This window comes from Actinoallomurus sp. NBC_01490 (genome assembly GCF_036227085.1).
In the GTDB taxonomy this organism is placed as follows: domain Bacteria; phylum Actinomycetota; class Actinomycetes; order Streptosporangiales; family Streptosporangiaceae; genus Actinoallomurus; species Actinoallomurus oryzae.
This window is the reverse complement of record NZ_CP109433.1, coordinates 6871655-6892938: the sequence shown is the minus strand read 5'-3', so window position 1 is coordinate 6892938 and position 21284 is coordinate 6871655. Positions and strand designations below refer to the sequence as shown.

The following is a 21284-nucleotide window of genomic DNA, read 5'->3' as shown; positions in this document are numbered from 1 at the left end:
CCGGTCATCCCACGAGGCGCAGCGCCCCGGGCGTGAGGTCCTTGCGGGTGGGATAGCCGTCGACCGCCATGATCAGGTCCGCCTCGGCCAGCAGCGAGCGCAGCACGTGGACGACGCCGTCGACGCCCCCGACGGCCAGCGCGTAGGCGTACGGGCGGCCGATCCCCACCGCGGTGGCGCCCAACGCCAGCGCCTTGATGATGTCGGCGCCGCCGCGCACGCCGGAGTCGAACAGGACCGGTAGCCCATCGGCGGCGTCGAGCACGTCGGGCAGGCACTCCAAGGAGGTCAGCCCTCCGTTGGCCTGCCGCCCGCCGTGGTTGGAGCAGTAGACGGCGTCCACGCCGTGGTCCTTGGCGCGGCGGACGTCGTCGGGGTGGCAGATGCCCTTGACCATCAGCGGCAGGTCGGTCCGCGCCCGGAGCCAGTCCAGGTCGTCCCACCTGAACGGTCCACCGAAGATCGGCAACGTGCGCACCGCCGCCTCGGTGGCGTCCTCGCCGGGCCGCAGCCTCTGCCGGAACACCGGGTCGCTGGTGTAGTTGCTCAGGCACCCGCTGGGCACCTGCGGGTAGTTCGAGCCGCGTAGGTCACGGGGCCGCCAGCCGGTGACCCAGGTGTCCAGGGTGACGGCGATGCCCTTGAAGCCCGCCGCCTCGGCGCGGCGAACCAGGCTCGCGGCCATGTCCCGGTCCGGCGGTGTGTAGAGCTGGAAGAAGCCGGGTGTGTCGCCGAGGACCGCGGCCACGTCCTCCATCGGATCCGCCGACAGCGTCCCGGCGAAGAACGGCACACCGGTGCGGACGGATGCCCGCGCGCAGGCGAGGTCGCCGTGGCCGTCCTGGGCGCACACCCCGATCACCCCGATCGGCGCCATGAACACGGGCGAGGGGAACGTCGTCCCGAACAACTCGATCGACAGGTCGCGGTCGGTGGGTGCGACCAGCATGCGCGGGTACAGGCCCCAGCGCTTGAACGCCTCGCAGTTGGCCCGCTGGGTGTGCTCGTCACCGGCGCCGCCGGCCACGTACTCCCAGACCTTGGGCGGCATCGCCGCCGCCGCACGCTCCTCCAGATCCGCGAACCCGATGGGGTGCTGCGGCTGATGCCCGGCCTGCCCCTGGGCGTACAGCTCCTCTTGGTACTCGGCAAATGCCGCCACAACCTGCGTGCTACCCCCGCGATCGATGCGCCAATCCGCTCGCGCGGCAGGCTCCGGCCCGGAGCCGCCACCCGCCCGGCGGCGGTCCGGCCCACGTCGGACGGGTCAGCCCGAGCAGGTGAGCACGGGGTCGGCCCAGTCGCCGTGGTCGTTGCCGTTGCCGTCCCCGGCGTCGCCGACGATCAGGTCGACCACCTGGCCGCCGGTGACCGGAACATCGATCGAGACGGCCGGTGTGGAGCCGGTGACGGTGGGCGTGGTGATCAGCGTCTTGCCGTCGAGTACGACGCTGAACGTGACGCTTCCGCCGTCGCCCTTCTCGTCGTCCATGCCGACGGTCGCGGTGAACCTGCTGCACGTGCCGCCGAGGTAGACCGCGACGTCGCTGACCGCGTTGGTGCCGAGTCCCTTGGCGTACTCCGTGCCGTCGATGGTGATCCGGTGACCGTCGCCGGCGGGCTGCTCACCGACGCTGGTGTCCCGCTCGACCGGGCCCCAGCCGTTGGTCGACCCGAGCCAGGACAGGTCGCTGACCTGGTCCTTGCCGGCCGGCGGGACCGGAGGTGTCCGGCCGACGATCCGCTCGTCGGCGAAGGTCCGCCGCCTGCCGTTCTGGGTCATGGTCGCGGTGGCCGTGATCGGGACCGGCCCGTCGACGGTCGCGGGCGGGGTGACGGTGAAGGTGAAGGTGGCCGACCGCCCACCGGTCAGCCTCGCGGCGGACGGAGGCGTCGGAGGGCCGGCCGTCCAGCCGTCGGGGAGCCTCAACGCCGGAGTCACGTTCTTGGCCGTGCCGCGGTTGACGCGCACCGTCTCCGTCGCGGTGAACGAAACCCCGGCGCGCACCGACCCGGGAACCCGCAGGTCGACGGAGGAGACGGGCGGCCTCGGCATCGCGTACTCGGCACCGTCGTACGACGGGCCGTTGTTCTGGGCGACCGTCAGCGGGGACGCGTAGCTGCCGTAGTTCGTCAGTGTCACCGTCCCCAGGCCGCCGGTGGAGCCGTCCAGGTTCCACACGGCGATCTTGATGTCGTTCCGGCCGTGCGGGTTCAGCACGCCGTTCGGGACCGGGAAGCCGTGCTGTGGCCCGAGGTAGTTCACGTACTCGCCCATTTCCCAGCCGTTGACGAAGATCTCCGCCCGGTACCGGCGGGACGGGTCGTCGCCGACGGTCAGGCCCAGCGAGGTGTCCTGGCCCCGCGGCAGCTTCAGCGTCACGCTGGTGGCGTACCAGGAGACGCCCGGCGTCTCGTCGGCGGCCGGCAGGCTCACCGGCTTCCAGCCGGCGGTCGGGTAGCCGGGCAGGTACCAGCCGGCGCGCTCGCCGTAGAGGCCGCCGACGTTCAACGGCCCGCGGACGGTGTCCGGCGGCGCCTCGCCGCCCCGGTCGCCCTGCAGCCTCCAGGTGATCGCGTTCAGCGGTGACCCGGCCAGCCGGGCGCCGATCAGCCCGCGGGCCGCCTTGTTGCCGCTCGCCTCGTTGTAGTCCTCCTCGTGGCCCATGTTCACGGTGAGCACGGAGAGCACGTTGTCGGGGCCGTCGTGCACCGATCCGGCGGGGAAGGTGTACGTCCTGGTGCCGTCCGCGGTGGAGCTGCCGAGGAAGACGCCGTTCAGCCAGACCGACGAGGCGGCCGCGCCGCCGCCGCTCTGCGTGGACAGCGTGATCCCGGTCTCGGCGCCCGTGCCCGTGAAGCGACCGCGGTACCAGGTGTTCCCGGTGTGGAAGCCGTAGTCGTCGGCGAACAGCACCGGCAGCGTGCCGGGCGTGGTGATGCTGTTCGTCGTCATCTTGTCGGCCACCGTCCAGGTCGAGTCGTCGAACCCGGGCCGCGCCTCGGGCGACTCCTCGGTGTGCACCCAGTGGGTGAGCGCCGGCAGCCGGACCGGGGCGGCGGCCGGTACCCTGCCGGCCAGGCTGCCGTCGCCGGACGCCCTGGTCGCCACGGCGGAGCCGTTCCAGGTGATCCTCGACGCGCCGCTCCACACCTCGATCGAGCCGTCGGTGCCGGCGTCACCGGTCAGGTCGACCGTCGAGCGGCCGGCCGTGGCGGTGCGGACCAGGTGCGTGCCGCGCACGAGGACCGGGCCGGAGGCGGTGTCCTGCCGCCAGAACGTCTTGGCCGTGGCCGTGTCCGCCAGCAGCAGGCGCAGCGGGTGGCCGCCGCCGGTGATCCGAACCCGGATCAGGCCCTGGTGCGTGTAGTTCAGCCGCAGGTCACCGGTGGCGGGATCCCACGTCTGGGTGACGGCCCCGCCGGTGGACGTGACGGTCGGCTTGGAGGAGTACCGCAGCACCGTCTCGCCCGCGGTGCCCGCGTCGCCGTAGAGCACGGCGACGTCGTCGCCGCCGATCGTCGCGTTGGTCATCAGCTCGGACGTGGAGTACCGCAGGCGGTTGCCGCCGAGGTCGTAGTTCGCCGTGATGATCTTCGAGTCGCGGCCGTCCAGCGCGATGCCGGTGCCGGGCTGTTGCGGCACGACCGGGTACGTCGCGGGCGCGGGCACGGACAGGTCGATGGCGTCGATCGAGACGTAGTCGTCGGTCGAGCCGGAGCCGTGTCGGCCGTCCACCACGATCTTGAGAGTGTGCGGGCCGTCGGTCAGGCCGCTCTTTTGGAACAGCACCGCCTGGTTCGCGCTGCCGGAGTCGTCGACCGTGGTCTGCAGGACGCCGTCCAGGTAGACGTCGGCGTACCCGTGATTGTCGGTCCGCGACCCGATCCAGCGGACGGCCGTGCCGGTGAACGGCACGGTCAGCGAGTCGCCGGCCGCCTTGGAGAACGACTCCGTGTGCTTGTAGTCGCCGCCGGTGTAGCTCTGGTCGGCAACGTGCGACCAGGACCCGGAGTACTTCAGGGCCGCGTCGTTGTCGTCGTAGGCGTAGGCGGGCGGCCCGGCGTCCAGGTCGATCGCGATGTGCGTGGTGTCCGTCGACGTCGACGTGGAGTCGGAGTGCCGCAGTACGTGGAACTGCGTGCCTGTGTCGGGGTTCTTGCGCGCGGTGTCGACGATCCGCGCGTTGTCCGGCCTGGCCACCGGGATCGCGTCGGTCTTGGTCAGCGGCGCCGCCGCCTGGGTGAAGTACCCGATGAGCTTGTCCTCGTCGTACTTGGGGTCGAGCTCGCGGGTCTCGCGGATCGCCGCGCCGTAGTCATAGGACGTGTAGTTCTCCGGCATGCCGAGCCGGCCCCAGTTGGTGCCGCCGTAGGTCATGTAGAAGCTCTGCGACGTCGCGCCGACCGCGATGTTCTGCTTGTAGAACACGTCGGCGAACCGGTCGTTGATGAGTTGCGCGCACTTGTCGTAACCGGGACCGCCCCACGGGTCGAACGCGCCGCCCTGGAACTCCGCCGTCTCCAGCGGCTTGCCGGCGGCCTTGCCGCCGCTGATGTCCGGCACGCCGTTCCAGTGGGACGGGTTGCCGCAGTCGAAGCCCTGCGGGTAGGAGTCCATGCCGTCCACGTCGAGTGCGGCGGCGCCCGTGCTGAACGTGCCGTTGTTGTTGCCGACCAGCGGCACCGTGATGCCGTCGGCGCGGGCCTTGTCCTCCAGGTGCTTCATGTACGAACGCCCGGCGGCGTCGCCGTGGTAGTACTCGTTCTCGACCTGGTACTCGATCACCGGGCCGGTGCCCTCGGTGAGCTGGTGCCTGGCCAGGATCTCGTCGATCCGGGTCTGCCACTCGTCGGAGTACCTGAGGTAGTCGGGGTCGTCGCTCCGCGTCCTCCCGGCCTTGGCGGACAGCCAGCCGGGGAAGCCGCCGCCGTCGACCTCGGCGTTGATGTACGGGCCGGGCCGGGCGATGACGTAGAGGCCGGTCTGCGCGGCCATGTCCAGCAGCGTGTCGACGTTCCGTACCCCGGTGAAGTCGTAGACGCCCGGCGCCGGCGAGTGGTAACCCCAGTCGAAATAGAGCGAGACGGCGTTGAAACCGGCCGCCTTCATCTTCTGGAACACGTCCCGCCACAGGCTCTGGCTGGGCAGGCGGAAGTAGTGGAACTCGCCGGACCAGAGGTACGTGCGCTTCCCGTCGATCATGAACGAGTAGCCGTCGTACGTCACGGAGTGTGCGCCGGCCGATCCGGCTGACCCGGCTGACCCGGCCGATCCGGACGAGGCGGCGCGTGGCGCCGCGTTCGCCGTCGTGCCGAGCCCGGCCACCAGCATGATCGCGGCGCCGAGCACGCCGAGGCGCCGAAGGGCCGACCGTCCGCGCCGGCCGGAGCGCCGGTGCGATGCGCGGGAGTGCGACACGGGGGAGTGCGACACCGGGCGCTCCTCTCAAGAGCCTTTGACCCAGCAAACCAAACAGATCCACACATAAAACGTGTTGATTGTCGATTGGATCGGTTCGATTGTTTCGCCACAATTACCGCATATCGCATCCGCGTACAACCGCCCGCCGACCCGGCCCTATGGCGGGCCGATCGTGCCGAAATGGCTGCTGGCCTCGGCGAACCCGCGTCGTACCGCCGAGGCGGCACGACCGCATCCGGCCGGGACGGGCCTGACGGGCGGCGCAACGACCGTTCCTGTGCGTTCGTGTTCGACCGATCGCACCCTTCTACCAGGGCACGGGGCCGTTCTCGCCGAAGAACCCGGCGGTCGGTCCGTCCGCGCCCAGCGTGGCCAGGCGCACCACGATCGCGGCGCCCTGGGCGGGAGTCAGGAACCCGCTGTGGTTGTTGATCTCCGTGTCGACGTAGCCGGGGTCGGCGGCGTTGACGAGGATGCCGTCCTTGCGCAGCTCATTGGCGTACTGCACGGTCAGCGCGTTCAGCGCGGCCTTGGAGGGCGTGTACGCGGCCGACGGCAGCAGGGCCGTGAAGGGGCCGTTCGGGTCGCTGGCGATGGTCAGTGATCCGGCGGCGCTGCTGACGTTGACGACGCGCGGCGCCGCCGACCGCCGCAGCAGCGGCAGCATGGCGTTGGTCACCGTGATCACTCCGAAGACGTTGGTCTCGAACACCGCCCGGACCATGTCCAGGTCGACGGAGCTGGGGATCTGGTCGCGGGCGTCTTCGGGTGAGACCTGCCCTGAGCCGGTGATGCCGGCGTTGTTGATCAGCACGTCGAGGCGGCCGAAGCGTTCCTCGATCCCGTTCGCGGCCTCGCGGACGGTGACCGGGTCGGTGACGTCCAGGGTGACCGCGTGCACGTCGCCGCCCGCCGCACGCAGCGCCGCGGCGGCGTCCTCGCCACGCCGCGGGTCTCTGGCCCCGACCAGGACCGTCATGCCCAGTGTGGCGAGTCGCTCGGCGGCCCCCCGGCCGATCCCCTTGTTCGCCCCGGTGATCAGCGCGATCTTCTGATGTGTGGTCTGCTCGCTCATGAGCCGGCTCCTGTCCGCGGGAATTCCGTCTCCCCTGGGACGAGACGGCTCCGCGGAGATGTGAGCCGTGTCGGGTGTGACCCGCGTCTCAGGCCGATCTCACAGCCGGCCGGGCTGTCTCGTCTCAAGGGTGGAGAGGGGTCCTGGAATCGGGGGACCAGGGAGTGGAGGAGGAGCCGGCGTGACCCGGGCTGAGAATTTCGAAGAGCTGCGGCCGCTGCTGTTCTCGATCGCCTACCGGCTGCTCGGCAGCGTGAGTGAGGCCGAGGACGCCGTGCAGGAGACCTGGCTGCGCTACGCGGCCTGCCCGGCCGAGCCCAGGTCGGCCAAGGCGTTCCTGTCGGCCGTGGTGACCCGGATCTCGATCGACGTGCTGCGGTCGGCCCGCGTCCGTCGGGAGGAGTACGTGGGGCCGTGGTTCCCCGAGCCGCTGCTGACCGATCCCTACCAGGACCCTGAGCGGTCGGCGGAGCTGGCCGACTCGGTCTCCATGGCGGCCCTGCTCCTGCTGGAGCGGCTCAGCCCGCTCGAGCGGGCGGTCTTCGTGCTGCGGGAGGTGTTCGGTTTCGCCTTCCGGGAGATCGCGTCGGCGGTCGAACGCTCGGAGGCGGCGTGCCGCCAGCTCGCGATGCAGGCCCGCCGCCACATGAACGAGGGCCGGCCCCGGTTCGACGCCGACCGCGGAGAGCGCGACGAACTCGCCAGGCGATTCTTCGACGCCTTCCGGGAAGGCGACGTCGACGGGCTGCGGGAACTGCTGGCCGCCGACGTCCACCTGATCGGTGACGGCGGCGGCAAGGCCCCGCAGTGGAAGCCCGTCATCTTCGGCGCCGAGACCGTGTCCCGGGTGCTCGCCGCCCTCTGCCCGCCGTTCGCCCGGATCGGCGGTGTCGTGGTGCCGCACGAGGTGAACGGCCAGCCGGGCGCGATCTTCCGCGACCGGGACGGCAGGGTCATCAGCACCTTGGCGCTGGACATCCTCGACGGGCAGGTCCAGACGATCCGTACGGTGATCAACCCCGACAAGCTCGGCCACCTGGGCCCCGTGGCGGACGCCTGGGCGGTCCTCCGCCAGGCGACCCGGGCCCGCCGGTCCGCCGGCTGACCCGAGAGCGAGCCCGCGCCGTTCGATGAGGTGTACGGCACGGCCCGGGCGAAGCGGGCCGCACGCAGCGAAGTAGCAGGCCCGCTTCACCGGGAGGTAACACTACTCTCCCGTAAGAGCAGGTTCGCCGGTGATCGGCTTCGGCCGCCGGAGGCTCGATTCACCGTGTTCCGGCGTGGGAAGGCGGCGCCGGACTTCGGCGGCAGTGGGGCTTGGACAACGATGTCCGAATCCGGGGCATGTCATGAAGGCGCGGGTGGCACGCCTTCAGGGTGGAACTCTCGCCGGTGGTCGACGGCGCCGACGGTGCGGATCCGTCGCGCGTCGCGCCGCGGTGCGCGCGCGAGGCCGGATAGATGCAGCGGATGAGCGGCATCGACGCCGGGATGTTCTTCGCCGAGAACGACACGAGGCCGTTGCAGATCGCCTCGGTGAGCATCTTCGACCCTCCGGCGCCCACGTACGGCGAGTTCGTCCGGGCGGTGGTCGCCAGGCTGATGGAGCTGCCACGATTCCGCCAGCGGGTGCGCCGGGTGCCGCTGGACCTCGGCCGTCCGGTCTGGGTCGACGACCCGCACTTCCAGCTTCTCTACCACGTGCGCCACACCGCCGTCCCGGCGCCCGGGGGAGCCGAGGAGCTGCGCAACCTCGCCGGGCGGGTCCTCGGGCAGCGGCTGGACCTGAGCCGCCCGCTGTGGGAGATGTGGCTGGTCGAGGGGCTGGAGGAGCGCCGGTGGGCGATCATCAGCAAGGTCCACCACTGCATGGTCGACGGCGTCGGCGGCAGTGACCTGATGACCAGCCTGTTCGACCTGAGCCCCGGGACCGCGCCCGTACGGGACGAGCACACCGTGATCCCGCTGCCCGAGGCCGAGCCGGAGCCCTCGCGCCCGTCACTCGTGCTCGCGGGCGTGACCGGCACGACGATGGAGCAGATCCGGCAGGTGGCCCGCCTGCCGGAGGTGACGCGCCACAGCGCCGCGACGGCGCGGTTCGTCCGCGGCCTGCCGGCGTACGCCCGGCGGCTGCGGGCGGGGCGCGGCGCCTCCTCCCTCAACGGCCCGACCAGCCCCCACCGCCGCTGGTCCTGGACCGAGGCGGACCTCGGCGAGGCGCGTCGCGTCAGCGAGGCCCTCGACGGCACCGTCAACGACGTGGTGCTGGCGGCGGCCGCCCGCGGTTTCCGTGACCTGCTCGCCGAACGGGACGAGCTGGGCCCGGACACCGTCGTACGGACCATGGTGCCGGTCTCGGTCCGCCTGCCCGACGAGGAGGGAACCCTGACGAACCGCGTGTCGGCCGTGCTCGTGAGCCTGCCGTGCGGGCAGCCGGACCCGGTGCGCCGCCTCGAGCTGATCCGCGAGCAGACCACGGCGCTCAAGGCCAGTCACCAGGCGGTCGGCCCCACCGTCTTCACGCGCGTGCTCGGCCTGGCGCCCAACGTCCTGGCGGTCGCGGCCCGCACCGCGCTGCGCATGCGGCAGCCGTTCGTCCAGACCATCACCACCAACGTGCCCGGCCCGCCCGTCCCCCTGTACGCGATGGGACGGCGGCTGGTGGCGATCTACCCGTACGTGCCGTTGGCCGCCGGCATACGCGTGTCGACCGGGGTCGTCTCCTACCTCGACACGCTCTTCTTCGGCGTCACCGGTGACTTCGACGCCATGCCCGACATCGAGCTGCTGAGCCGCGGCATCCGCCGCGGGTTCGACGAACTCGCCGAGGCGGCCGCGCCGGCCGGCGTGGTGTGACCCTTCGTGCCGACCGGCCGGGCCGACCCGGGTCCTTCGGGCGACCGTGCCGGGACCGAAGCCGCCTGGCGTCTCGTCTACGGGGAGTTCGCGCCGGCCGAAGAGCGACTGCGCGAGGCGCTGTGCACGCTGGGGAACGGCTACTTCGCCACCCGGGGAGCGGCGCCCGAGGCCCGCGCCGGAAGGGTGCACTATCCCGGCACCTACATCGCGGGCTGTTATGACCGCCTGCCCTCGCGGGTCTCCGGGCGCACGGTGGTCAACGAGGACCTGGTCAACGCCCCGAACTGGCTGCCGCTGACGTTCCGCGTGCAGGACGGCCCCTGGTTCGCGCCCGGACGTTTCCCCCTGCTGGACTACCGCCAGGAGCTGGACCTGCGCCGTGGCCTGCTGTGCCGGTGGCTGCGCTACCGCGATGACGCGGGGCGGGTGACCGCCGTCGACCAGCAGCGGCTCGTGTCGATGGACGACCCGCACGTCGCGGCCCTGCGGACCACGATCCGCGCCGAGAACTGGTCGGGATCGCTGGAGGTCCGTTCCGGCCTGGACGCCCGGGTGCGCAACCGCGGCGTCGCGCGCTATCGCGGGCTGGCGAACCGGCATCTGGTCACCGAGGCGACCGGCGCGGACGGCGAGCTCCTCTGGTTGACCGCCGACACGGTCACCTCGGCGGTTCGCATCGCGCTGGCGTGCCGCAACGCCGTCGACGCGCGCGAGGTCACACGCCGCGAGACACGCGATGAGCCCGGCTGGATCGCGCGGCATCTGACCGTGGCGATGAGCCCGGGCGAGACCGTGACGGTCGAGAAGGTCGTCGGCCTGCACACGTCGCTCGACCTCCCGGCGGTGCCGCCCGCCGCCGCGGCCCGGCGCTCCGCGGAGCGCGCGCCCTGCTTCGCCGAGCTGCGTACCCGCCACGGCCGGGCGTGGGAGCGCCTGTGGCGTCGTGGGCGTCTCGACGTCGGCGGAGGTCCGGCGCAGCGGACGATCAACCTGCACCTGTTCCACGTGCTGCAGACGGTGTCACCGCACACGGCCGGCGTGGACGCCGGCGTACCCGCACGCGGCCTGCACGGGGAGGCCTACCGCGGGCACGTCTTCTGGGACGAGCTGTTCGTGCTTCCGTTTCTCTGCCTGCGGTTTCCCGAGGTGGTCCGGGCCCTGCTGCGGTACCGCGTGCGGCGGCTGCCCGCGGCCCGGCGCGCGGCCCGGGAGGCCGGTCACACCGGCGCGATGTATCCCTGGCAGAGCGGCAGCGACGGGCGTGAGGAGACGCAGGTCCTTCATCTCAACCCTCGCTCCGGCCGCTGGCTGCCGGACAACTCGCGGCTGCAGCGGCACGTCGGCCTGGCGATCGCCTACAACATCTGGCAGTACCACCAGACGTCCGGCGACCTGGAGTTCCTCTGCGAGCAGGGCGCGGAGACGCTGCTGGAGATCGCCCGGTTCTGGGCGAGCGTCGCGACCCATGACCGGTCGAGCGGCCGGTACGACATCCGCGGCGTCATGGGACCGGATGAGTACCACGACGCCTACCCGGACGCCGACCGTCCCGGCCTGGACAACAACGCCTACACCAACGTGATGGCGGCATGGACCCTGGGGCGGGCGCTGGACGTGCTGGACCTGCTCCCGCCGGGGCGGCGGGACGGGCTCCGGGAGCGGCTGGCCCTGACGGACGACGAGCTGGCCCGGTTCGAGGACGTCGGCCGGCGGCTGCGGGTGGTCTTTCACCGGGACGGGGTCATCAGCCAGTTCGAGGGCTACGAGCGGCTGGCCGAGCTCGACTGGGAGGGCTACCGGAGCAGGTACGGCGACATCCGGCGTCTCGACCGCATCCTCGAGGCCGAGGGCGACACCGCGAACCGCTACAAGGCCTCCAAACAGGCCGACGTGCTGATGCTGTTCTACCTCCTGACCGCCGACGAGCTGCGGGCGCTGTTCGGTCGGCTCGGCTACCGCCTCGACCCCGAGACGATCCCCAGGACGGTGCGGTACTACCTCGCCCGCACCTCGCACGGCTCCACGCTGAGCGCCGTCGTGCACGCCTGGGTGCTCGCCCGCTCCGACCGTCTCGCCTCCTGGCGGTTCTTTCTGGAGGCCCTGGACAGCGACCTGCACGACGTCCAGGGCGGTACGACCGCTGAGGGCATCCACCTGGGCGCCATGGCGGGAACGCTCGACCTCGCCCAACGCTGCTACACGGGCCTCGAACCGCGCGACGGCGTCCTCCGCGTCGCCCCGACGCTGCCGCCGGGCCTGCCCGGGCTGGCGATGGAGCTGGAGTACCGGGGCCACGCGGGTCTGCGCCTGTCCGCCGACGACACGGGTGTCAGCCTCCGCCTGCCGCTCTCCCCGCGGCCGCCGATCCGGGTCGCGCTGGACGACGGGCCCGTCACCGATCTCGCGGCGGGGCGGTCCATCCGGCTCGAACCCGCCCGCAGGGACGAACGAGGACGAACCGGCCGCGGCAATCGATGAGCACTTCGGGTCCTTCGACGCGTTCGCCGAGCAGCGGTCGACCGCGGCGTCCACGGTGCAGGGCTCACACCTTCCCGGTCAGCCGGGCAGGGGCGAGCGGGCGTGGATGAGGTTGACGGACAGCAGGAGGTCGCGGTCGGCGAGGACCTCGGCCGGGGTGCCCTCGGCGATGACGCGGTGCTCTTCGGAGAAGACGACGCAGCGGTCGGCGATGCGGGGGAGCACGTCGAGGTCGTGGGTGGCGTGGACGATGGTCTTGCCGGCGGCGCCGAGCTGTTCGATGAGGTCGGTGAGCCAGTACTGCGAGCGCGGGTCGAGGGCGGCGGTGGGCTCGTCGAACAGCAGCACCTCGGGGTTGGTGGCCAGCACGCCGGCGATGGCGACGCGTTTCTTCTGCCCGCCGGACAGCTGGAAGGGCGCGCGGTCGGCGAGGTCGGCGATGCCCAGCATCGTCAGGGTCTCGGTGACCCGCGTCTCGGCCTGTTCGGGGGTGTGGCCGAGCTGGAGGGGGCCGAAGGCGACCTCCTCGCGGACGGTGGGGGAGAACACCTGGGCGTCGGAGTTCTGGAAGACGAACCCGACGCGGGAGCGGAACGCCTGGGAGAACTGCTCGTCCTCGAGGGTGTCCTCGGTGACGGTGTGACCGAAGGCGGTGAACTCCCCGGAGGTGGGGAAGATCAGGCCGTCGAGGAGCTTGAGCAGCGTGGACTTGCCGCAGCCGTTCGCGCCGAGCAGCGCGACCCGCTCCCCGGCCCGTACGGTCAGCGAGACGCGGTCCAGGGCCGGGAACCGGTCGAGGTAGGAGTAGGACACCTCGTGGCAGGCGAGCTGGACCTCGCGTTCGGTGGACGGGTCCGGCGCGGTGCCGGTGGTGGTTTCAGTGGCCAAGGAAGTGGTCTCCGGTCAGGATGGCCGCGGCGAGTGCGAGGCAGCACACCGCGGCCAGGACGTCGAAGCGGGTGAGGGCGAAGCGTTCGAGGGTCTTGGCGTCGCCGCGGTAGCCGCGGGCGGTCATCGCCTGATGCACCTCTTCGGACAGCTGGTGGGCCTTGCCGAACAGCGCTCCGCCGGTCGCGCCCACGAACGCACGGGCGCCCCGGTCATGGCGAGTGGCCCCGATCGTACGGGACTTGCGCGCCTCGTACATGTCGGTGACCGCGCCCAGCAGCAGGAAGATGTACCGGTAGGCCATCCCGATGATCAGGATGAAGATCCGCGGGACGCCGACGGCGCGCAGCGCGGCCAGCAGCCGTACCCAGGGCGTGGTGAGGGTGAGCAGCACCACCAGGGAGATGGAGACCGCGACGCGGCTGACGACCAGCCCGGCCGAGGTCAGGCCCTGGCTGGTGAAGCCCTCGGGGTGGCCGTGCCAGTGCCACAGGGTCAGTACGACGTGCCCGTGGGTGACGAACGACAGGGTGGCGGGCAGGACGACGATGCCGGTGAAGATAGGCACGAAGAGCCACACGCGCTTGACGAAGAACCCGATCGGCAGCCGGGACGCCGCCGCGAGGACGAGCGTGACGGCGTACACGGCCAGCAGTGTCGGGATGTTGCGCGCCAGCCCGGCGGCGACCAGCAGCACGATGACCGAGACGAACTTCACCCGCGGGTCCAGGCGTTGCAGCAGGCCGCCCTGGGCCGCGACGTCGTCGCTGAACATGACCTGGCGCAGCAGCCCGGCCCCGCCGTTCAGGGTCTTTTCGACGTAGCCGCCCTTCTTGCGCTTGCCGACGCACCCGCAGGGGCACATCGCCGGCTCGCCCTGGAGCAGCCATTCGGGGACGCGCAGGGACTCCTCGGCAGCCTGCGTCATGACTGCTGCGCCGGCTCTTGGTGGGAGGCGCGCCGGCCGGTGAACCGGCGGACGGCGGCGCCGATGAGGAAGATCACCGCGCCGATCACCGCGATGCCGACGACGGCCGAGATGATGTAGCCGACGGTGGGGTGGGAGTCGGAGCTGAAGTCGTACCCGTTGAAGATCGCGTGGTGCCAGAACCCGTTGTACTTGTTCAGCCCGCTGGGCACCGCGTTCAGGTGGTACTTGTGCAGGTCGAGGTCTTCGGGCGCGTCCTCGCCGAAGGCTCCGCCGGGGGCGAGGAGGCCGAGCGGGGTGAGCAGCGCCATGACCGCCACGGCGCCGAGCGCGATCGTGATGGGGCGGACGCGGCGCGGCTTCCTTTCCGTGGCCTCGCCGGGCACCGCCACGTTCGGGTGGTTGACGCGCAGCAGGCCGATGTTGGCGCGCTGGAGATACGCCACGACTCCGGCGGTCAGGATGGCCTCGGCGGCTCCGGCCACGGTCAGGTGGGCGAGCGCCATCGCGGGGATGGTCTGGGACAGGTGGTACGGCGCGTACAGCGGGGCGCCGGCGGAGTTGTGGAACAACGTGGGCTGGAGTCCGAACTCGATCGCCGCGGCGAGTGCGGCGAGGTTGATGCCGACGTAGCCGCCGATGGCCGCGGCGATCGGCCGGCGGGGGCTGGTCAGCTCCGAGCCGCCGGACAGCAGCCGGTAGATGAGAAGGCCCGCGAACGGCGCGATGATCGCCATGTTCACGCAGTTGAACCCGTACGCCAGAACTCCGCCGTCACCGAACAACAGGGCCTGGAAGGCCAGTGCCACACTGACCGCCAGCACCGCCGCCCACGGCCCCAGGAGTATCGCGATGATCGTCGCGCCGACCGCGTGGGCGGTCGTGCCGTCCGGGATCGGCACGTTGAACATCATCGCCAGGAAGCTGACCGCCGACAGCACCGCCAGCGTGGGCACATGCCGGTTCTTCACCACGCGCTGCACCCTGCGGACCGCGATCGTCCACACCGGGACGGCCGCGACGAAGCCCACCGCACACGTTTGGGGGCTGAGGTATCCGTCGGGGATGTGCATGGCGTTGCTCCCTGCCAGTTGTATCGCGCCGTGATCGCAGTTGCGACCCATTGGCAATAAGGTAGATCACCGTGGCCGACGGGACCAGACCCGGGTGCGCCGATCGCCCGTGCCCTGCGACACGACGCCGTCGATGCCGACTCCCGCCCGCGCGGGCGGGAGTCGGAGAAGCCGAGAAGCCGCCGGTCGCGGTCAGATCCCGGTGGAGCCGTCGGCCATGACGATCGTGCGTTTCGGGTACGGGATCTCGATGCCCTCGATCCGGTAGCGCCGGTGCAGCCGCTTGATGAACTCGTGCACGATCACGTACTGGTCGGTGAACTCACGGGTCCGCAGCGTCACCGAGAAGTCGATGCTGCTCTCGCCGAACGTGTGGAAGCGGACCGACGGCTCGTGGTCGCCGACGCCGCCGTCCACCTCGGCCATGACCTCCTGGGCGACATCGATCGTGACCTTCTCCACCTGGTCGAGGTCGCTCTCGTACGCGACACTCGCCTGGACCAAGACGGACAGATCCTGCTCCGGCCGGTGGTAGTTCGTCAGGATCGCGTCGGCGAACTTGGAGTTCGGCACGATCACGAGGTTCCCGGCGAGCTGGCGGATGGTGGTGTTCCGCCAGTTGATGTCGACGATGTAGCCGTCCTGGCCGCTGTCGAGCCGTACGTAGTCACCCGGCTGCACCTTCCGGGAGGCCAGGATGTGCACGCCGGCGAAGAGGTTGGCCAGCGTGTCCTGGAGGGCCAGCGCCACGGCGAGCCCGCCGACGCCCAACGCCGTCAGCAGCGGGGTCACGGACACGCCCAGGCTCTGCAGGAGAACCAGGACGCCGATCCCGACCACCATCACCCGGACGATGTTCACGAAGATCGTCGCCGACTGCGCGACACCGGCCCGGGACCGGACGACGGAGGAGACGGCACCGGCGGCGAACCGGGCGACCGCCACCGAGACGGTCACGATGAGAACCGCCAGCAACAGGTGGTCCGCGACGTTCCGTGAGTCCGGCCGCAGCTTCAGAACCAGCACCGCCACCCACAGGCCGAGGGCCGAGCTGGAGACGAGCGCCAGGTCGCGCATCAGGGTGAACAGCAGGTCGTCCCATGCCCAGCGGGTGCGTCCGGCGTGGCGGGTCAGCCAGCCGGGCGCGGCCCGAAGCCCGAATCCCAGGGCGACCGCGGCCACCGCGATCGCCGCCGCCACGGCGACCCGTCCCCAGTCCGGCAGACCGCCCGTAGCCGCATTCCACGTCATCGATCGGGTCAAACTGATCATTTACCTCATGATCCCAGAAAACGGGAGCGGCCGCCGGTCCGAGGGCTTCACCGTGCGGGCGTGTCCGTGGCCCCCGTGGGGAACTCCTCGATGCCGAGCACCCGCAGCAGCTCCAGCCGCTCGCGGGTCTCGGCGTCCGCCGGGGTGAGCACCAGCAACTGCTGACGCTGGTCGGGAGTGACCAGCGTCTCGCAATCCATCAGCAGGGGGCCCACCCGCGGGTGCAGCAGTGTCTTGCGGGCGGCGCGCCGGACCGCCACCTCGTGCTCGGCCCAGAGCCGGCGGAAGTCCGCGCTCGCGGCCTGCAAACGGTCGACGAGTCCGTCGACCGCCGGGTCACCGGACCGGCGGCCGGCGGCCGCACGCAGGTCGGCGACGAGCTGACGGGAGTGATGCTCCCGGTCCTCGGGCGGGCTGACCGCCCGGGCGGCGGGCTCGGTGAACCAGCGGTACACGACATAGCGGCGGTCGCCGGTGAAACCGGTGTGGTCACCGGTCAGCAGGACGGCCGCCCGGTTCTGGGCGAGGACCTCGCCCAGATCGGACGACACCAGGGCCGGCGTGTCGCCCAGCAGGTCCAGCATGCGGATCAGACCGGCACGGGCCACGCGGGCCACGCCGTCGGCGGGCGGGGGCCGGTGGCCGGCCAGGTGGAACAGGTGGTCGCGCTCGTCGTCGGAGAGCCGCAGCGCCCGTGCCAGCGCGCCGAGCAGCTGGGGCGAGGGCTGACTGCTGCGGCCCTGCTCCAGGCGTACGACATAGTCCACGGACATGCCCGCGAGCATCGCCACCTCTTCCCGGCGCAGGCCGGTGGTACGACGGCGCGGGCCGTCGGGGAAACCCACCTCGGCCGGGCGGATCGCCTCGCGGCGGCGGCGCAGGAAGTCGGCGAGCTGGTCACGTCGCATGACCCCATGGTCCCTCGCTTCGGGCGACCCATCCAGGGAGCGGCTCTCCCACGATGAACGCTCCGCTCCCGCCCGTGGCGATCCTGGCGCAGAGTCGGGGGCGGCATCGACAAGAGGGAGAACGTGATGCAGACACGAAACCTGGGCCGCACCGGACCGGCCGTCTCCGCGCTGGGCCTGGGAGCGATGGGCATGTCGGGCGCCTACGGCGCGGCCGACCGCGGGGAGAGCATCGCCACCGTGCACGCCGCGCTGGAGCACGACGTCACGCTCATCGACACCGCCGACTTCTACGCCATGGGCCACAACGAGTTGCTGCTCGCCGAGGCGCTGCGCGGCCGCGATCGGGACGACTACGTGCTGAGCGTGAAGTTCGGCATGCTGCGGGGGCCGGGCTCCGCGTTCGGCGGGCACGACGGCCGTCCCGAGGCGGTGCGGAACTTCCTGGCGTACTCGCTGACCCGGCTGGGCACCGACCACATCGACATCTACCGTCCTGCGCGGCTGGACCCGGCGGTGCCGATCGAGGAGACGGTGGGCGCGATCAAGGAGATGATCGATGCCGGGTACGTGCGGCACCTCGGGCTCTCGGAGGTCGACGCGGCGACGATCCGCCGGGCGCACGCCGTGCACCCGGTATCCGACCTGCAGATCGAGTACTCGCTGATCTCCCGTGCGGTGGAGGCGGACGTCCTGCCCACGCTGCGGGAGCTCGGCATCGGCCTGACCGCCTACGGAGTCCTCGGCCGCGGCCTCATCTCCGGGCACTGGACCGCGGGCCACGCAGCCGGCCCCGGCGACAGCCGTGGCGCCGGCCCGCGGTTCTCGAGCGGGAACGTGGAACACAACCTCGCGCTCGTGGAGGCGCTGCGCCGGGTCGCCGAGGCGAAGGGGTGCACCGTCGCGCAGCTGGCCATCGCCTGGGTGGCCGCGCAGGGCGAGGACATCGTGCCGCTGGTCGGCGCTCGCACGCGCGAGCGGCTGGCCGAAGCGCTGCCCGCCACGGAGCTGGACCTCACGGCGGACGACCTCGCCGAGATCGAGAAGGCGGTGCCGCCGGGCGCGGCGCGCGGCGACCGATACCCGTCCGCGTTCATGTCCGGTCTCGGCGTGGGGAACTGAGTGCGGCCTCCCGATGGGACCCGCGCCGGCCCGGGTCTCACCGGGAGGCCGTGGGCGGAGAGTGCCTGCGGCTCCCTAGCCTTGCCCTATGAGTGCGCAGCTTCACTTCGACCGGGAACACACCGACGACCTGGCGGCCTTCGTCGCGGCCGGCCCGTCGCCGTACCACGTGGTCGCGAACGTCGCCGAACGCCTGGAGCGGGCCGGATTCACGCGACTCGAGGAGACCGACGCCTGGGACGGTGAGCCCGGCGGACGCTACGTCGTACGCGGCGGGGCGATCATCGCCTGGTACGTCCCGGAGGGCGCGCCCCCGGAGACGCCGTTCCGGATCGTCGGGGCGCACACCGACTCGCCGAACCTGCGCGTCAAGCCGCGGCCGGACTCGGGTGCGTACGGCTGGCGGCAGGTCGCCGTCGAGATCTACGGCGGGCCGCTGCTCAACAGCTGGCTCGACCGCGACCTCGGCCTGTCCGGCCGGCTCGTGCTGCGGGACGGCGGTACGCGCCTGCTCGCCGTCGACCGGCCGCTGCTGCGAGTGCCACAGCTCGCGATCCACCTCGACCGGAACGTGGGCGACAAGGGGCTCGTGCTCGACCGGCAGCGGCACATGCAGCCGGTGTGGGGTCTCGGTGCGATCGACGAGGGCGGGCTGATCCGGTTCGCCGCCGAGGAGGCGGGCGTCGAGGCGTCCGACGTCGTCGGCTGGGACCTCATGACCCACGACGTCCAGCCTCCCGCGTACCTGGGACGCGACCGGGAGTTCCTCGCCGCGGCGCGGCTGGACGACCAGCTGTCCGTGCACGCCGCGACCGCCGCGCTCGCCGCGGTCGCCGGTTCCTCCGGTCTCACCCACGTGCCGGTGCTGGCCGCCTTCGACCACGAGGAGAACGGCAGCGAGTCCGACACCGGCGCCGGCGGGCCGCTCCTCGGCCGGGTGCTGGAGCGGTCGGTCTTCGTACGCGGCGGCTCGCACGAGGACCGGGCCCGGGCCTTCGCGGGAAGCGTCTGCGTGTCCGCCGACACCGGCCACGCCGTGCACCCGAACTACGCGGAGCGGCACGACCCGACACACCGGCCGATGCCGAGCGGCGGCCCGATCCTCAAGGTCAACGTCAACCAGCGGTACGCCACGGACGGCGTCGGGCGCGGGCTCTTCGCCGCGGCGTGCGACCGCGCGGGCGTGCCGCTGCAGGAGTTCGTCTCCAACAACGCGATGCCGTGCGGCACGACGATCGGCCCGATCACCGCGGCCCGGTACGGCATCACCACGGTGGACGTGGGCGTGCCGATCCTGTCCATGCACTCGGCCCGGGAGCTGTGCGGCGCGGACGACCCGTACCTGCTGGCGAACGCGCTGAAGGCGTTCCTGGAGGACTGAGCCGAGCCGGGCGCCCGAGGCGCGGGCGGGCCGGATGGGCGGCCTGAGGCCGAGCCCGCCCCGCCCTCGCGGAGGCCGTCGAGGGATCAGCCGCCGCTCGCGATCGTGATGTCCTGCTGGAGCAGCTTCGCGTACGCCGGCGTGATGCCCTTGCCGGACTGCTCGCCGACCCGTCGGCGCAGGGCGGCGAGCTCGTCCGCGACCGCCTGGACGCTCGCGCCGCCTCCGACCTCCTTCATGATCTTGTTGGCCTGGCCGGCCAGCTGGACCGCGAGCCCGCCGTCCGAGATCGCGCGGCTCCGCGCGCCCTCGAGGATGATGCCGGGGAGGTCGTCCGTGGTCACGGGAAGCGACGACAGCGGCACCTTGGTGATGGCGACGTCCTCCTTGTTGACCGAGTAGACGACCCACAGGTCGGTGTCGGTCGCGATCGCGGACGGGTACTCGAACCCGGGGTTCTTGTGGCCGCCGGTGTAGCGGAGCGGCGGGGCGGCGTAGCGGATCACGCCCACCCGGTCGAAGTGCACACCGTCGCTCGCGAGGGAGATCGACATCGGATCGCGCTGCGTGGGGGGCTGTTCGTTGCCGACGACGTACGCCTGGCCGTCCGGCAGCTGGCCGGCGAAGGACTTGCTGCGCGCGTCGGGCATGCTGGTGCGGATGGCCGGGTCCCAGGTCCTGCCGCGGTCGTGGCTCGCCTGCGCGTACAGCTTGCCGGTGTTGTTGCCGCGCCAGAGCCGTACGTACGTGCCGTCGGCCTGCACGTAGGCGTGTGTCACATGGCCGAGGGTCTGGCCGTCGGCGGCGGGATGGTCCTCGGTCCAGCCGCTCTTGTAGTCCCACGGCGGGGTGTTGCGCGGGTCGGCGAGGTACGCGGTGATCTGCCGCGCGATCGCGCCGTACCTCGGATCGGAGGCGTTCGGGTAGCTCGGGAAGCCGGGCTTGGGCTCGGGGGAGGTCGGCTCCAGCCAGAAGATCGGCCCGAGGGTGCCGTCCGGCGCGACCCGCCGCGCGATGCGGCCCCACCCCTTCTGCGTTCGGTCGTCACCCTTCTGGACCCAGTCCCAGACCTCGGCGACCGCGTAGACGTCACCGCCGATCGTCGCGTATCCGTCGGCGGTCAGGACGCGGCCGGGGACGCGGCCGTCGGAGCCCGGCTCGTCGGGCGGGGTCTGGTCCTGGGGCGGGAAGTAGACCTCCCATCCGGCCCAGCCGCCGCCGCCGTCGGTCGAGACGGTGCCGAGCACCCGCTGGCCGGGGTTGTCCTCGTTGACCACGCCGTTGGACCACGAGGCGAAGAGAGTGCCGCCCTGATAGGTCACCATCGGGTGGTGGCTGTAGGTCCCCGTGGAGGGGGCGGCGTGATACAGCTCGGTCGTCGACAGGCCGCCGAGCACGGGGTATCCGCGGGTGGGGCTGTCGGTCTGGGGGTACGGGGCGGTCCAGTCGACGAGCGGGCGGGCGGCCGTCGGGACCGCCGCCACGACCTGCGGTGGCGCGCCGCCGGGCGCGGCCGTCGCCGCGAGCACCGGTAGCGGCACGGCGATGATGGCCGCCGTGATCCACGCGGTCTTGCGTACCAGTTTCATGCGAGTTCCCTTCCGCTGACGCGACGGCGGGCGCGCCCGCCCGCCCACGGGTCACGTCCGTGTGCGGCCCGGTTGGGAAAACCTTTTCCCACCCCGTGGCCGTCGACAACATCTGTGCGGCGAGTTGTCGGTGCTATGTCCGATCTCGGCCGAGACCTTGACCGGCGTCGGCCACAGTGCGAGCCTCTGCACCGGAGGAAAACCTTTTCCCACGCGCCGACCGTCAGGGCACGCGGGCCGTGCCGCGCTTCCCGATCACCACCTTGCCCAGGTCAACTCCGATTTC

General features: G+C 71.7%; 14 protein-coding genes. 5 read left to right on the top strand and 9 right to left on the bottom strand.

The genetic code is table 11. The features are described from left to right. Positions 1 to 4: 4 nt before the first annotated feature. The 3 genes from OG417_RS32120 to OG417_RS32110 all read right to left on the bottom strand — a co-directional run bounded on the left by OG417_RS32120 (position 5) and on the right by OG417_RS32110 (position 6500). Positions 5 to 1162 carry an alpha-hydroxy-acid oxidizing protein gene (locus OG417_RS32120; RefSeq protein WP_329236486.1) on the bottom strand — a complete coding sequence of 386 codons (1158 nt, stop codon included), beginning with the start codon at positions 1160 to 1162 and terminating at the stop codon, positions 5 to 7. Between the two features lie 105 nt (positions 1163 to 1267). Continuing rightward, positions 1268 to 5437, bottom strand: coding sequence for a beta-galactosidase (locus OG417_RS32115; protein ID WP_329236484.1), 4170 nt, complete (start codon positions 5435 to 5437; stop codon positions 1268 to 1270). A gap of 295 nt (positions 5438 to 5732) precedes the next feature. Then, positions 5733 to 6500, bottom strand: a complete 768-nt coding sequence (locus OG417_RS32110) for an SDR family oxidoreductase (protein ID WP_329236482.1) — start codon at positions 6498 to 6500, stop codon at positions 5733 to 5735. Between the two features lie 181 nt (positions 6501 to 6681). Here OG417_RS32110 and OG417_RS32105 point away from each other — a divergent pair, with 181 nt between their 5' ends. The 3 genes from OG417_RS32105 to OG417_RS32095 all read left to right on the top strand — a co-directional run bounded on the left by OG417_RS32105 (position 6682) and on the right by OG417_RS32095 (position 11837). Further along, the gene (locus OG417_RS32105; protein WP_329236480.1) at positions 6682 to 7605 is read left to right on the top strand and encodes an RNA polymerase sigma-70 factor; all 924 of its coding nucleotides are present in this window, start codon (positions 6682 to 6684) and stop codon (positions 7603 to 7605) included. Positions 7606 to 7970: 365 nt separating this feature from the next. After that, a complete protein-coding gene (locus tag OG417_RS32100; protein WP_329236478.1) occupies positions 7971 to 9356 on the top strand; it encodes a WS/DGAT/MGAT family O-acyltransferase in 1386 nt (461 codons plus the stop codon). Between the two features lie 6 nt (positions 9357 to 9362). After that, positions 9363 to 11837: a glycoside hydrolase family 65 protein gene (locus tag OG417_RS32095; protein WP_329236475.1), complete on the top strand. Its 2475-nt coding sequence runs from the start codon at positions 9363 to 9365 to the stop codon at positions 11835 to 11837. Between the two features lie 78 nt (positions 11838 to 11915). Here the strand turns inward: OG417_RS32095 and OG417_RS32090 are convergent, their stop codons facing one another. The 5 genes from OG417_RS32090 to OG417_RS32070 form a co-directional block, all read right to left on the bottom strand. Beyond that, a complete protein-coding gene (locus OG417_RS32090; protein ID WP_329236473.1) occupies positions 11916 to 12725 on the bottom strand; it encodes an energy-coupling factor ABC transporter ATP-binding protein in 810 nt (269 codons plus the stop codon). Beyond that, positions 12715 to 13653, bottom strand: coding sequence for a cobalt ECF transporter T component CbiQ (gene cbiQ / locus OG417_RS32085; protein ID WP_329236471.1), 939 nt, complete (start codon positions 13651 to 13653; stop codon positions 12715 to 12717). Before cbiQ ends, OG417_RS32090 begins: the two co-directional genes overlap by 11 nt. After that, positions 13650 to 14726 carry a cobalt transporter CbiM gene (cbiM, locus tag OG417_RS32080; RefSeq protein ID WP_329236469.1) on the bottom strand — a complete coding sequence of 359 codons (1077 nt, stop codon included), beginning with the start codon at positions 14724 to 14726 and terminating at the stop codon, positions 13650 to 13652. Before cbiM ends, cbiQ begins: the two co-directional genes overlap by 4 nt. A gap of 192 nt (positions 14727 to 14918) precedes the next feature. Beyond that, complete coding sequence (locus OG417_RS32075; RefSeq protein WP_329236467.1) at positions 14919 to 15998, bottom strand: mechanosensitive ion channel family protein; 1080 nt, start codon at positions 15996 to 15998, stop codon at positions 14919 to 14921. A gap of 47 nt (positions 15999 to 16045) precedes the next feature. Beyond that, positions 16046 to 16906: a helix-turn-helix transcriptional regulator gene (locus tag OG417_RS32070; RefSeq protein WP_329236465.1), complete on the bottom strand. Its 861-nt coding sequence runs from the start codon at positions 16904 to 16906 to the stop codon at positions 16046 to 16048. Positions 16907 to 17032: 126 nt separating this feature from the next. Here OG417_RS32070 and OG417_RS32065 point away from each other — a divergent pair, with 126 nt between their 5' ends. Together OG417_RS32065 and OG417_RS32060 are read left to right on the top strand one after the other, a co-directional pair. Next, positions 17033 to 18028 carry an aldo/keto reductase gene (locus tag OG417_RS32065; RefSeq protein WP_329236463.1) on the top strand — a complete coding sequence of 332 codons (996 nt, stop codon included), beginning with the start codon at positions 17033 to 17035 and terminating at the stop codon, positions 18026 to 18028. A gap of 88 nt (positions 18029 to 18116) precedes the next feature. Continuing rightward, on the top strand, positions 18117 to 19409 hold the full coding sequence (locus tag OG417_RS32060) for a M18 family aminopeptidase (protein ID WP_329236461.1): 1293 nt from the start codon (positions 18117 to 18119) through the stop codon (positions 19407 to 19409). Positions 19410 to 19495: 86 nt separating this feature from the next. Here the strand turns inward: OG417_RS32060 and OG417_RS32055 are convergent, their stop codons facing one another. Next, positions 19496 to 20998, bottom strand: coding sequence for an exo-alpha-sialidase (locus OG417_RS32055; RefSeq protein ID WP_329236460.1), 1503 nt, complete (start codon positions 20996 to 20998; stop codon positions 19496 to 19498). Positions 20999 to 21284: the final 286 nt, after the last annotated feature.